Raw genomic sequence first — 12,054 nt, forward strand, 5'->3', positions numbered from 1 at the left:
TGTCTTTACAATGGTTTCATGAATAACGGTTCCCGTGGAAAAGGGCAAGTAAAAAATCGTTTCCCGGCAATGGAGGGTACGATGCAAAACGCACACGACATGGCCATCGCACCGGCGCGGCCGGAGGAGGCCGGAGCCATGGAGGCGCTGGTGGCCGCGCAGGGGTTGCCCTCCGAAGGATTGACGGCGTGCCTGGAGACGGCCCTCGTGGCGCGGGCGAGCGGTCAGGTCGTCGGTACGGCGGCGCTGGAACTTTACGACGGAGGGGCTCTTTTACGCTCGGTCGCGGTGGCAGCGGCCTACCGGGGGCGGGGACTGGGGCGCCGGCTCACCGGGGCGGCCCTGGCGCTGGCCCGGCAGCACGGTGCCCGGCACGTCTACCTGCTGACGACGACGGCACCGGACTTCTTCGCCCGCCAGGGCTTTCGTCCCATCGAGCGGGCCGCCGTCCCGCCGTCGGTCCGGGCTTCGGCGGAGTTTGTACACCTGTGCCCGGCCTCGGCCATCGTGATGACCTTCGACCTGTCCCACCTTTCATCTTCGGAGAACGATGCCTAAACAGGGTAGCGCCAGACGCCAGAGACGGGAAAAACGGGTGCGCCGCGCCCAGGTGCCGCCGCTGCGGACAGGCCCGCTCTGGGGAACGCTGGGGCTGGCCGTCTTTGGCGGAGCCCTGGCCCTCTATGCCACCGGCCTGACGTTCGAGATCGCCCGGCAGGGGGTGATCGACCCCAGCGGCTGCTCGCTCAACGACTTCATCAACTGCGACGTCGCGCATGCTTCCAGCTATGCCTTTTTCCTCGGAGTGCCGGTAGCCTGGTGGGGTTTCCTCTTCTACCTGTGGACGGCGCTGGCCGCCCTCTATGCCACCCGGACCCAGAACCGGGAGGCAGCCACCGGCGCCGTGGCCCTGACCTGGCTGCTGAGCCTGGGTGCCGTGCTGTTCTCCGCCTACAAGGCCTGGCATCTCGTCAACCTGGGTGTGCTCTGCCTGGTGTGTGTGGGCATGTACGCCGCCAACCTGGGCATCGCGGTGCTGTTGCCGCCGGCCATCAACCTCTCCTACCGGAACCTCGGGGCGTTCCTGGTGAACTACGCGCGCGGCCTTGCCGGGCAGGAGGCCGCGCTGGATTTCGACCCGAAGCCGGCACGCTACGGCCTGCTCCTCGCCGCCCTGTTCGGGCTCGGCTTCGTCGGTATTCAGGGGTATAACGACGGCACACCGGGACGATCGGACGTGGACGTGCAACAGGCCGTCTCCCTGCACTTCCGGCAGCCCCCGGTCGACATTCCCGTGCCCGCCGATGCCCCCGTATGGGGGAACCCCGCGGCTCCCATACGGATCGTCGAGTTCGCCGACTTCCAGTGCCCGGCCTGCCGCGAGTCGGCCTTTCACCTGCGCGGGACCCTCTACGAATTCCGCGACGACGTGGCCCTCTATTTCATGCATTACCCGCTCGACCGGACCATCAATGAGCGGCTTCAGCGTCAGGTGCACGTGCAGGCGGGTCCGGCCGCGCGGGCTGCCGTCTGCGCCGCCCAGTTCGGCGACTTCTGGGGATACCACGACGAACTCTTCCGGAATCAGACGATCCTCGGCGAACGTCTCTATCTCGGCCTGGCCGAACAACAGGGCTGGGATACGGAAGCCTTCGCGGCCTGCCTGAACGGCGAAGCCGCGCTGGAGCGCGTCCGCCGCGACGTGACGGCCGGCACCGCCATCGGCGTCTCCGCCACCCCGTCGATCTATGTCAACGGACGGCGTGTGGCCCTCTGGCGCAACAGCGACGTGATCCGGGCCGTGATCCGGGAAGAGTTGAAACGCCTCGGTTCCTGATGCCGGTACTGAACATCGAGATCAAGGCCCGTTCCGCCGCCCACGAGGCGATCCGTGCGCGGCTGGCCGAAGACGGCGCCCGCTTCGTCGGCGAGGACCACCAGGTCGACACCTACTTCGACGTGCCGCGCGGGCGGCTGAAACTGCGGGAGGGAACCATCGAGAACGCCCTCATCTTCTACGACCGCGCCGACGAGGCCGGTCCGAAACGCTCGGACATCTGGCTCTACCGCGCCGCCCCGGACCCGGCCCTCAAGGCCCTCCTCACGGCGGCCCTCGGCGTCCGCGTGGTGGTGGACAAGCGCCGCGAGATCTATTTCATCGACAACGTCAAGTTTCACCTGGACCGGGTCGAGGGGCTGGGCACGTTCGTCGAGATCGAGGCGATCGACGAGACGGGCGCCATCGGGCCCGATCGGCTGCGCGCGCAGTGCGAGTACTACCTGAGGCGCTTCGGCATCGGGCCGGACGACCTCGTTTCCGTCTCGTACAGCGACCTGCTGGAACGGCAGGCGGCCGGGTGAAAAGGGACCTACCAGTGCCAGAGTGCCTGAAGCGGAACGGCGTACAGGTCCGGCTCGAAACCGACGATCGCTTCCCCCTGGTAGAGGACGATACCGCGTACGAAGGTTTCCGGTCTGGCCTCGCGGAGTGCGCGTAACCCTTTCAGATCGGTATTCGAGACGCTCGAGGCGGCTTTCACCTCGAGACCAACGAGCCGTTGGCGCGCATCTTCGAGAACGAGATCGACCTCACGACCGGTTTGCAGGCGAAAATGGTAGAGCGTGGGTTTTCGTTCACTCCAGGTAATCTGTTTGCGCAGTTCCATCGCTACGAAATTTTCCAGCAGGGCGCCCTGCATGGGATGGTTGCGCAGGTCTTCCGGCTCGTACAGGCCGATCAGATGAGCCAGCAAGCCCGTATCCGAGATCAACAACTTGGGTGTTTTGACCAGGCGTTTTCCCAGGTTCGCGTGCCAGGCCGGCAGGGTCTGGATCAGAAACGTGGCTTCCAGAAGGGACATGTACCGCCTGAGTGTCGTCAAGGGCAGGCCCGAACTGCGCGACACTTCGGCATAATTGAGCAGGCCCGTGGCACGGGCCGCGAGCAGGGCAAGCAGGTGGGGTAACTGGGTCAGTCCTTCGATATGAGCAAGGTCGCGGACATCCCGTTGAAGAATGGTGGTGAGATAGGCATTGAACCAGGCTCTACGTCGCTGGGCCGATGCACGCTGCACCACTTCGGGATACCCTCCCCGCAATACGCGGGTCCACAGGTCATCAGGTTGGGTAAGGGGCGGGACGTCGCCAGGAAGGGTACCTGAGAAAACCCGGTCGATGAAGGTTTCCCGGGTTCTTTCGAGCTCGCCTTGGGAAAATGGCCACAGCGTCAGTACCTCCATGCGCCCGGCTAGCGATTCCGAGACGTTGGGCAGGAGTAGGACATCTGCTGATCCGGTCAGCATAAAGCGTCCGGGACGACGGTTCCGGTCTATCTCGAGTTTGAGTGCGCGAAAGAGGGAAGGCACCCGCTGAACTTCATCCAGGACCACCGGGGTTTCGAGCGAACGAATGAAGCCGGAGGGATCGCTTTCGGCGGCCGCCAGAACGGTGGCGTCGTCTAAGGTCAGGTACCGTGCCGGATGGGCCTCTTCGGCGATCTGACGGGCCAGGGTACTCTTGCCGGTCTGGCGTGCTCCGTTGATGAACACGACCGGCGTATCCGAGAGTGCCGCAAGCAGTTCAGAAGTGATGTGTCGCGGAATCATGGTTGAAAATTAACCACCCGGTGGATGAATTTCAACCATGATTCGGTCGATCGCGGCTACCGGATGGCCGGCACCTGCTGCGTCAGGCAGTGGAAAGCGCCCAGGCCCCAGACCAGCTCCCGGCAGTCGATGCCGACGACGCGCCGGCCGGGGAAGTGCCGCCCGATGATCTCGGCGGCCACGGCGTCGTTCGGGTCGTTGTAGACCGGCAGCAGGATGACCGTGTTGCCGATGTAGAAGTTGGCGTAGCTGGCCGGCAGCCGGTGCTCGCCATAGTAGACCGGTGCGGGCATCGGCAGCGTCTCGACGCAGAGCGGTCGGCCGTCGACGGTGGTCATCTCGCGGAGGCGGGCTAGGTTCTCCTGCAACGGCGCGTAGTTCTCGTCCGCGGGGTCGTCCTCCACGACGGCCAGCACGGTGTCCTCGCTGACGAACCGGGCGATGTTGTCGATGTGGCCGTCGGTGTCGTCGCCGGCGAGTTCGCCCCGAATCCAGAGGATCTTCCGTACGCCCAGGTAGTCGCGCAGGGCCTGTTCGATCTCCTCGCGGGAGCGGCCGGGGTTGCGGTTGGGGTTGAGGAGGCAGTCGGTGGTGGTGAGGAGCAGCCCGGCGCCGTTGACCTCGATGGAGCCGCCTTCGAGAATCAGGTCCACCTCGAAGCGCGGGACGCCCAGCGCCTCGGCCATCTGGCGGGGGATGGCGTTGTCCAGGTCGAAGGGCGGGTACTTGCCGCCCCAGGCGTTGTAGCCCCAGTCGGTGGCGGCCAGCTCGCGCCGCCCGTCCCGTTCGCGGACGACGAAGATGGCGCCGTGGTCGCGGCACCAGGCGTCGTTGGTGGGGAAGCGGTGGTAGACCACCGGCCCCTCGACCCGGCGAAGCAGGGACCGGACGTGTGCCTCATGGTCGGCGTCGAGTACGTTGATGTGGACCGTCTCGCTCCGGGCCAGCGCCTGCACCGCCGCCACCATCACCGGCTCGACGGGCTCGAAGTTGCCGGGCCAGGTGTCGCGGTTGTGGGGCCACGAGAGCCACACGCCCTGGTGCGGCTCCCACTCGGCGGGCATCCGGTAGCCCAGGGCGGCAGGCGTCAGCACACCGGTCGCGTCGTCCGTCGGGTGTGGCATGGGCGGTGCGTCAGGCCGGGTCGATGAAGCGGCGGGTGAGGTCGGCATAGGCGTCGATGCGGCGATCGCGGAGGAAGGGCCAGCCGGTGCGGGCCTGCTCCATGCGGCCGAGCTCGAGCGGGCAGACGATCACGGCTTCCTCGTCGACCGGGGCGCGGGCGAGCACCTGCCCGTCCGGGCCGGCCACGAAGCTCTGCCCCCAGAACTCGATGCCCTTGCCGGGATCGCCGGCACCCGGCTCCGGCTCGAAGCCCGTCCGGTTGACGGCCACCACGAAGCAGCCGTTGGCCACGGCATGGGCCCGCTGGGCCAGTTCCCAGGCCTCGTGCTGGGCTTTCCCGTATGCTGCCTTCTCCTCGGGGTGCCACCCGATGGCGGTGGGGTAGAACAGGATGTCGGCGCCCTGCAAAGCGGTCAGTCGGGCCGCCTCGGGGTACCACTGGTCCCAGCAGACGAGCACGCCCAGGTTAGCCTGCCGCGTCGGGAAGCTCTTGAAGCCCAGGTCACCCGGTGTGAAGTAGAACTTTTCGTAGTAGCGCGGGTCGTCCGGGATGTGCATTTTGCGGTACTTGCCCAGGTAGCCTTGCTCCCCGTCGATGACGGCGGCCGTGTTGTGGTAGAGGCCCGGGGCGCGCCGCTCGAACAGGCTTACCACCACCGTCACGCCCAGCTCGCGGGCCAGCGCCTCGAAGGCCCCGGTCGTCGGCCCCGGGACGGGTTCGGCCAGGGCGAAATGGGCGTGGTCCTCGGTCTGGCAGAAATAGCGGCTCAGGAACAGTTCGGGCAGGCAGATGACCGTAGCGCCCTGTTCGGCGGCCTCGCGGGTCAGTTCCAGGGCACGCTGGCGGTTGACGGCCGGATCCTCGGCGCAGCGCATCTGCACCAGCCCGACGTGCACGGTAGGGCTCGACATCGGCTTTTTTCAGGTTTTCACACGTGTTCTGCGCGGGCGGCGCCCCGGCTGAAGACGGCCGGATGGACGCCGTGCCGCGCTCCTGCGACTACAACGACGAGGAGGGGGTGTAGTAGGTCGATCCGCTGAAGGTGGCCAGGTACTGTTCCAGCAGGCGCACGCCGGCGCGCGGCCGGATCACGCCCGCCTCCACCTTGGCACGGATCAGCGCGTTCATGCGCCGCTCCAGGTCGTTCGGGAAGTACTGCACGAGGGCGAGCATCTGCTGCACCGTGGTGCCGGGGATCATTTTCTCGATGTAATACCCGCCGGGTTCCTCGTCGTCGGCATAGATGTGCACCTCGGTGACGCGCCCGAAGAGGTTGTGCATGTCCCCCATGATGTCCTGATAGGCTCCCATGAGAAAGAAGCCGAGGAAGTAGGGTTCGTCTTCGCGGAGGGGGTGCACGTCCAGGTAGCGTTTGTCCTCGTTGGCGGTGACGTAGCGGCTGACCTTGCCGTCGGAGTCGCACGTGAGGTCGACCAGGACGGCGCGGCGGGAGGGGGGCTCATCGAGGCGGTGCAGCGGCATGATGGGGAAGCGTTGCCCGATGGCCCAGTGATCGAGGATGGACTGGAAGACGGAGAAGTCGCACAGGTACTGGTCGACGAGGTGTTCGTCGAGGGCGAGCAGTTCGTTGGGCAGCCAGTCGGCGTCCATTTTGCGCACGCGCTCGTTGATGGTACGGCAGATGGACCAGTAGAGGCGTTCGGCCAGGGCCTTTTGTTCGATGGGGAGGTAGCCGAAGCTGAAGAGCGAATCGGCCTGCTGGCGTTTCTCGGCGGCGTCGTGGTAGGCTTCGAGGAGTTCGGCGGGGCGCATCGTGGGCGTCTCCCGAACCCACTGCCAGGTGGCGTGCAGCTCGTGGACGAGTGCGTGGTCCGTCTTGGCCGGGGTGAAGTCCGGGTCGATCTCGTTTTTGCGGTAGGCCCCCAGGGCCTCGACGACGAGCACCGAGTGGTGGGCCGTAATGGCCCGCCCGCTCTCGGAGATGATGGCCGGATGTTCCACCTGTTCGGCGTCGCAGACCTCCATGATGGAGTGGACGACGGCGTTGGCGTATTCCTGCAGGGTATAGTTGATGCCGTCGTTGAGGCCGGCGAAGTCGGCCTCGTAGTTGACGCCGAGGCCGCCGCCGACGTCCAGGTAGCGGATGGGCACGCCGCGTTGCCGGAGCTGGGCGTAGATCTGGGCGATTTCCTTGACGGCTTTCTTGAGCGTCTGGATGTTGGCGATCTGGCTGCCCAGGTGGAAATGCAGCAGGGTGAAGGCGTCGAGGCGGTTCTGGTCGTCGAGGTGTTCCAGCAGGGTGAGCAGTTCCGGGATGGAGATGCCGAACTTGGAGAGGTCGCCGCCCGAGTCCGCCCAGCGGCCGGCGCCGGAGGTGGTCAGGCGTACCCGCACGCCGAAGCGGGGACGGATCTTGCGGGTACGGGCCAGGTGCATGAAATGCTCGAACTCGTCGTACTTCTCCAGCACCGGGATGATGTTCTTGCCGAGCTGTTGCCCGCTCAGGATGAGCTGCAACATCACCCCGTCTTTGTAGCCATTACAGATCAGGAGGGTGTCGTCGTCTTCGAGGTGGGCCAGGGCAGCCACCAGTTCGGCCTTCGAGCCGCATTCGAGCCCCATGCCGAACGGCTTGCCGGCTTCGAGGACCTCCTCGACGACCTCGTGGAGCTGGTTCACCTTGATGGGGTAGACGGCCGTGTAGCGGTTCCGATAGCCCAGTTCGGCGATGGCGTCCCGGAAGGCATGGTTGAGCTGCTGCACACGGCCCCGGAGCACGTCCTGAAACCGGATCAGCACCGGGAAGGGGACCTTCTCCTCCTTGAGATGCCGGACGACCTCATAGATGCTGATCGAGGCCGGGCCACTCCGCTCCGGCCGGACGGCCACCTCGCCCGTTTCCCTGACGAAGAAATAGCCGTCGCCCCAGCCTTTGACGTGATAGTGTTCCTCGGCTTCCTCGGGGGTCCAGACCGGCGTCTCCTGTGCGATGGTTTCGAGGGCTTCGTCGTGGGTTGCCACGGCGTTATCCGGCGTCTCTTTCATTCAGGCTGTTCGGGTGGCAAAGGGTGGTCGAAACACGCGGCAGACCGGTCAACCCCGTGCGGAGGAAGCGGCGGCGACCGGCTCTGCCCCGGTGAAGGCGTCACACTGTTCGAGCACGTACGTGAAGATGAGCGGGGCCACGATGGTGGCATCCGACTCGATGATGAAGGACGGCGTCTCGGCCGAGAGCTTGCCCCAGGTGATCTTCTCGTTCGGCACGGCGCCCGAGTAGGAGCCGTAGCTGGTGGTGCTGTCGCTGATCTGGCAGAAGTAGCCCCAGCGCGGGATGTCCTCGATGCCGAGGTCCTGTTCCAGCATGGGGACCACGCAGATGGGGAAGTCCCCGGCGATGCCCCCGCCGATCTGGAAGAAGCCGATCGAATGCGCGGCCGCCTCGCGCCGGTACCAGTCGGCCAGCCACATCATGTACTCGATGCCGGTGCGGACGGTGTGCACGTTCCGCACGTCTCCTTTGAGGCAGTGGGCGGCGTAGATGTTGCCGAGCGTGGAGTCTTCCCAGCCGGGCACGACGATGGGCAGGTTCTTCTCGCAGGCAGCCACGAGCCAGCTGTCCTTCGGGTCGATCTGGTAATACTTTTCGAGCCGCCCGCTGCGGATCAGTTCATACATGAACTCGTGCGGGAAGTGGCGCTGCCCGCTGCGGTCGGCCGCCTGCCAGGCATCGAGGACGGCATGTTCGATGCGGCGGATGGCTTCTTCCTCCGGGATGCACGTGTCGGTGACGCGGTTGAGGTGGCGTTCCAGGAGGGCCTCTTCGTCGGCTTTGGTGAGGTCGCGGTAATGGGGGATGCGGACGTAGTGGTCGTGGGCGACGAGGTTGAAGAGGTCCTCTTCCAGGTTGGCGCCGGTACAGCTGATGATGTGGACGCGTTCCTGCCGGATCATGTCGGCCAGGGAGAGGCCGAGTTCGGCGGTGCTCATGGCACCGGCCAGCGAGATGAGCATTTTGCCGCCCCGGTCCAGGTGGCGGACGTAGGCTTCGGCGGCATCGACAAGGGCGGCGGCGTTGAAATGGCGGAAATGGTGGCGGAGAAAGTCGGAGAGGGTAGCTTCTTTCATCGGCTCGGTTGGGCTGGTGGGACGATACGCTTTTGAAACGGGCAGGCCGGGTGCGGGGTCCGCCGTTTCAGCGTTTCGTCACCAGAGCGGGTGGGTTAGTCGTCGTCGAGGTCGTCGTCGGTGTCGGAAAAGACGTCGTGGGCGCGGGTGCCGTGACGGTGGGGTTTGTCTTTTCGGGAGCGCATGGCAAGGCCGTCGTCCCGGAAGCGGCGCGGGGCGCGGGGCCGGTCGTCGTCGAGCAGGCTGCGGCGGAAGCGGGATTCGAGGGCCAGCTCGTCCTCATCCTCCCAGTCCTCGTCGTCGTCTTCCCAGTCTTCTTCGTCGTCCCAGTCTTCTTCGTCGTCTTCCCAGTCTTCTTCGTCGTCCCAGTCCTCGTCGTCGTCTTCCCAGTCTTCTTCGTCGTCCCAGTCCTCGTCGTCCCAGTCCTCCTCATCGTTGCTGAGGCGTGCATCGGCCAGGGCCAGCGGGAAGGCGGCGGGGTGTGCCGGAATGCTTTCGAAGGGGAAGGTGAAGAGCCCGGCTACGGGCAGGGACGTACCGGCGGTACGCGCTTCAAAGAGGCGTTTCATGGCTCTTTCCGTGGTTGTCGGGTGGAAACGGGCGAAGAAAAAGTAGAATACGCTCGGGAAATAAAACAACGTCCGGGGTCGAAAAAGACCGAAAAAGGGGAAGCTGATTGCCGGAGCGCTCTTCCGTCGAGGGAAAAGGCGGCAAACACGGAAGCGGCCCGTCCGGCCGGGGCTAGCGAGGGCCGGGAAGGGCAGGTCGGGATGGTTTTACACGGCGGAGACAGCGGTGTGGAAAAGGAAAACGCCTGCGTCCAGGGGGGTGACGCCAAACGTAGCGGCTGAAACAGCCATTTGTCTCACAGGTTTCCGGCGAATCCTTGGCCGGATTGTGAAATTGATGCGTGTCGTTGAGGGACTACGTCAGTTCCCGGAGGTTCAACAGGATGATCTCTTCCGGGGTGTCGAGCAGGTTCAGGGCGTGGACCCGGTACCAGTTCCAGGTTTGTCGTCCCGTGCGCAGGCGCAGCATCCAGGCGGCCTTTTCCTTACCGTAGCAGACCATGTCGGCCACGTCACGCATGACCGGGTACAGGTTGCCGGGATGAATGTGGGAAAAGAAAGAGGTGCCGAGCGGCGTTTCGGTGCGGTATTCGAGCAGGTTGAGCGCGGTCGGGGTCAGATGCCGGATGGTGCTCCGGGCATCGAGCGCGATGAGGGGTAGCAGGGGGTTCAATCGTTCCTGGAAGCGCTTCCTGTCCGGGGCAAAATTTTTTTTCCCGGCCTCGTCTCGAAAGGTGTTCGGAGAAAGGGTCTCTTTCATGGGAAGGGGGACTTTGGCAGATACAGGGGTTTCGTTCGTCACACGGGTTTCTGGTCGTGTCGGGAGCACGCACCTACAAGATGCAGGTTGGGAGGACGGGATGCAAGTATCCCGGATCACGTTATCGTCACGAATGTCGGTCGTTTCAAGCGGGATCGCAGCGGGCGTTGCGACGTTTCTCCGCACGACGCCGTCACGCGGATGTTCCCCGGCTCGTCATGCGCATCGTTTCCCTGCTTCCCGCTGCCACGGAGTGGGTCGCGGCCTTCGGCGCCACGGAGGCCCTTGTGGGCCGCTCCCATGCCTGCGACTTCCCGCCGCGGGTGCGGAGCCTCCCCGCTGTCACGCGCTCCCGCGTGGCGGAAGGCGGCGACACCCGGGCCATCGACGATGCCGTGCGGGCGACGCTGGCGGCAGGGCTGAGCCTCTACGAGGTGGACCTCGGCGCCCTGCGCGCGCTCCGGCCCGACGTGGTGCTCACGCAGGCGCAGTGCGCTGTCTGTGCGGTGGATCTGTCCGGGCTCGAAGCACTGCTGGCCGGCTGGGCGGGCACCCGCCCCCGCCTCTTTTCGATGGCGCCGATGACCTTTCGCGCCGTGCTGCAGGAGGCCCTGCACCTGGCCCGCCTCCTGGACCGGCTGCCGCAGGCCATGGCGGTGCTGGGGGCGGGCGAGCGACGCCTCCGGCGCCTCCGCGACCGGCTGGGCCTCCCGCGCGAGGCCGACCCGGCGACGCTGCCCACCGTCGCGTGCATCGAGTGGATGGAGCCGCTCATGACCGCCGGCCACTGGATGCCCGGCCTGGTGGAGCACGCCGGCGGCCGCGCCGTACTGGCCGGGGCGGGGAAGCCGTCGCCCGTCGTGGACTGGGAAGCCCTCCGGGCGACCGACCCGGACGTGATCGCCGTCATGCCGTGCGGCTTCTCGCTCGAACAGACCCGCCGCGACCTGCATCTGCTCACCGAACGGCCGGGCTGGGGCGACCTCCGCGCCGTCCGCACCGGGCGCGTCGTCCTCTTTGACGGCAACGCCTACTTCAACCGGCCCGGCCCCCGCCTCTACCGTGCCGCCGAGCTGCTGGCCGCGGCCCTCTACCCGGACCGCATCCCGCCGGATGAGCTCGGCGTGGCGCCCTGGGAGATGGCCCCGCTTGCCCACATCCCGACCTGACGCCTTCGTCCAACGTTCCACAACGCGACCCGATCCTGCCCTCGAAACGAACCGGCGTACCATGGACCTGACTGTCGAACCCTATCCGAACCTCGACCTTTTCGCCTTCATCACCGTGTTTCCGCGCCCGCTGGGGGAGCTGCCCTCGCCGCCGTGGCTGGTGGCGCTGCTGGACGCTGATGCCGACGCTCCTCTAACACGTGATGAGACGGTGCGGGCCGCCGTCCGCGACCTGCTCCGCCACCGGGGGTACAAGCCCACCGGGCGCGGCAAGCCGGCCTCGGAGTACCTGGTGCGGGCGGCCGGGGAGGGCCACCTGGGCAGTATCAACGTGGCGGTCGATACCTGCAATGTGGTGTCGCTGCACAGCGGGCTGCCCGTCAGCGTCGTCGACCTCGACCGCGCCATGCCGCCCTTCCGCGTGGCGCCCGGTGGCGACGACGACGCCTATGTGTTCAACGCGGCCGGCCAGGAGATCCGCGTGGGCGGCCTGCTGTGCCTCCACGACGCCGAAGGGCCGTGCGCCAACCCGGTCAAGGACGCCCAGCGCACCAAGACGCACGACGGCACGCGGCGCACGCTCACCCTGGTCTGGGGCACCGATGTGCTCGACGCCCGCACCGCCCGGGCCACCGCCTGGTACCGCGACCTCCTCGCCCGCCTCGGCGCCACCACCGAGGTTGTCTACCCGGCATGAAAACCCGAAATTCTACCCGACCCATCCAAACGTTCAACGCGA

At 66.2% G+C, this 12,054-nt stretch carries 12 protein-coding genes; 5 read left to right on the plus strand and 7 right to left on the minus strand.

The features are described from left to right. The first annotated feature begins 81 nt into the window (after window positions 1–81). From arsN2 to GQ464_RS17135, 3 genes are read left to right on the plus strand one after another with little or no spacing between them, the layout of a single operon-like run. Window positions 82–558 (plus strand): arsenic resistance N-acetyltransferase ArsN2, encoded by a 477-nt coding sequence (arsN2, locus tag GQ464_RS17125; RefSeq protein ID WP_228350399.1) that lies wholly within the window; start codon window positions 82–84, stop codon window positions 556–558. After that, window positions 551–1,837 (plus strand): thioredoxin domain-containing protein, encoded by a 1,287-nt coding sequence (locus GQ464_RS17130; RefSeq protein WP_228350400.1) that lies wholly within the window; start codon window positions 551–553, stop codon window positions 1,835–1,837. Before arsN2 ends, GQ464_RS17130 begins: the two co-directional genes overlap by 8 nt. Then, window positions 1,837–2,361 carry a class IV adenylate cyclase gene (locus tag GQ464_RS17135; RefSeq protein WP_166976546.1) on the plus strand — a complete coding sequence of 175 codons (525 nt, stop codon included), beginning with the start codon at window positions 1,837–1,839 and terminating at the stop codon, window positions 2,359–2,361. Before GQ464_RS17130 ends, GQ464_RS17135 begins: the two co-directional genes overlap by 1 nt. 8 nt (window positions 2,362–2,369) lie before the next feature. On the opposite strand, the gene GQ464_RS17140 is transcribed toward GQ464_RS17135, so the two are convergent. The 7 genes from GQ464_RS17140 to GQ464_RS17170 form a co-directional block, all read right to left on the minus strand. Next, complete coding sequence (locus GQ464_RS17140) at window positions 2,370–3,605, minus strand: ATP-binding protein (protein ID WP_166976545.1); 1,236 nt, start codon at window positions 3,603–3,605, stop codon at window positions 2,370–2,372. Window positions 3,606–3,661: 56 nt separating this feature from the next. Beyond that, window positions 3,662–4,729 (minus strand): agmatine deiminase family protein, encoded by a 1,068-nt coding sequence (locus GQ464_RS17145; RefSeq protein ID WP_228350401.1) that lies wholly within the window; start codon window positions 4,727–4,729, stop codon window positions 3,662–3,664. Window positions 4,730–4,739: 10 nt separating this feature from the next. Beyond that, window positions 4,740–5,642, minus strand: coding sequence for a carbon-nitrogen hydrolase (locus tag GQ464_RS17150; protein WP_166976544.1), 903 nt, complete (start codon window positions 5,640–5,642; stop codon window positions 4,740–4,742). An 88-nt stretch (window positions 5,643–5,730) separates the two neighbouring features. Beyond that, a complete protein-coding gene (speA, locus tag GQ464_RS17155) occupies window positions 5,731–7,737 on the minus strand; it encodes a biosynthetic arginine decarboxylase (RefSeq protein WP_166976543.1) in 2,007 nt (668 codons plus the stop codon). A gap of 48 nt (window positions 7,738–7,785) precedes the next feature. After that, window positions 7,786–8,817 carry a deoxyhypusine synthase family protein gene (locus GQ464_RS17160; RefSeq protein WP_166976542.1) on the minus strand — a complete coding sequence of 344 codons (1,032 nt, stop codon included), beginning with the start codon at window positions 8,815–8,817 and terminating at the stop codon, window positions 7,786–7,788. A gap of 95 nt (window positions 8,818–8,912) precedes the next feature. After that, a complete protein-coding gene (locus tag GQ464_RS17165) occupies window positions 8,913–9,386 on the minus strand; it encodes a hypothetical protein (RefSeq protein ID WP_166976541.1) in 474 nt (157 codons plus the stop codon). Between the two features lie 355 nt (window positions 9,387–9,741). Continuing rightward, window positions 9,742–10,146 (minus strand): PAS domain-containing protein, encoded by a 405-nt coding sequence (locus tag GQ464_RS17170; protein WP_166976540.1) that lies wholly within the window; start codon window positions 10,144–10,146, stop codon window positions 9,742–9,744. 218 nt (window positions 10,147–10,364) lie between these two features. Here GQ464_RS17170 and GQ464_RS17175 point away from each other — a divergent pair, with 218 nt between their 5' ends. Next, window positions 10,365–11,315 carry an ABC transporter substrate-binding protein gene (locus GQ464_RS17175; RefSeq protein WP_166976539.1) on the plus strand — a complete coding sequence of 317 codons (951 nt, stop codon included), beginning with the start codon at window positions 10,365–10,367 and terminating at the stop codon, window positions 11,313–11,315. A gap of 61 nt (window positions 11,316–11,376) precedes the next feature. Next, complete coding sequence (locus GQ464_RS17180; RefSeq protein WP_166976538.1) at window positions 11,377–12,012, plus strand: hypothetical protein; 636 nt, start codon at window positions 11,377–11,379, stop codon at window positions 12,010–12,012. The last annotated feature ends 42 nt before the right edge of the window (window positions 12,013–12,054 follow it).

It is taken from the genome of Rhodocaloribacter litoris (genome assembly GCF_011682235.2).
Taxonomy (GTDB): Bacteria; Bacteroidota; Rhodothermia; order Rhodothermales; family ISCAR-4553; genus Rhodocaloribacter; species Rhodocaloribacter litoris.

Coding starts and splice junctions, on each gene's coding strand:
- arsN2 (WP_228350399.1), top strand. CDS start 82: ATGCAAAACGCACACGACATGGCCATCGCACCGGCGCGGCCGGAGGAG.
- GQ464_RS17130 (WP_228350400.1), top strand. CDS start 551: ATGCCTAAACAGGGTAGCGCCAGACGCCAGAGACGGGAAAAACGGGTG.
- GQ464_RS17135 (WP_166976546.1), top strand. CDS start 1,837: ATGCCGGTACTGAACATCGAGATCAAGGCCCGTTCCGCCGCCCACGAG.
- GQ464_RS17140 (WP_166976545.1), bottom strand. CDS start 3,605: ATGATTCCGCGACACATCACTTCTGAACTGCTTGCGGCACTCTCGGAT.
- GQ464_RS17145 (WP_228350401.1), bottom strand. CDS start 4,729: ATGCCACACCCGACGGACGACGCGACCGGTGTGCTGACGCCTGCCGCC.
- GQ464_RS17150 (WP_166976544.1), bottom strand. CDS start 5,642: ATGTCGAGCCCTACCGTGCACGTCGGGCTGGTGCAGATGCGCTGCGCC.
- speA (WP_166976543.1), bottom strand. CDS start 7,737: ATGAAAGAGACGCCGGATAACGCCGTGGCAACCCACGACGAAGCCCTC.
- GQ464_RS17160 (WP_166976542.1), bottom strand. CDS start 8,817: ATGAAAGAAGCTACCCTCTCCGACTTTCTCCGCCACCATTTCCGCCAT.
- GQ464_RS17165 (WP_166976541.1), bottom strand. CDS start 9,386: ATGAAACGCCTCTTTGAAGCGCGTACCGCCGGTACGTCCCTGCCCGTA.
- GQ464_RS17170 (WP_166976540.1), bottom strand. CDS start 10,146: ATGAAAGAGACCCTTTCTCCGAACACCTTTCGAGACGAGGCCGGGAAA.
- GQ464_RS17175 (WP_166976539.1), top strand. CDS start 10,365: ATGCGCATCGTTTCCCTGCTTCCCGCTGCCACGGAGTGGGTCGCGGCC.
- GQ464_RS17180 (WP_166976538.1), top strand. CDS start 11,377: ATGGACCTGACTGTCGAACCCTATCCGAACCTCGACCTTTTCGCCTTC.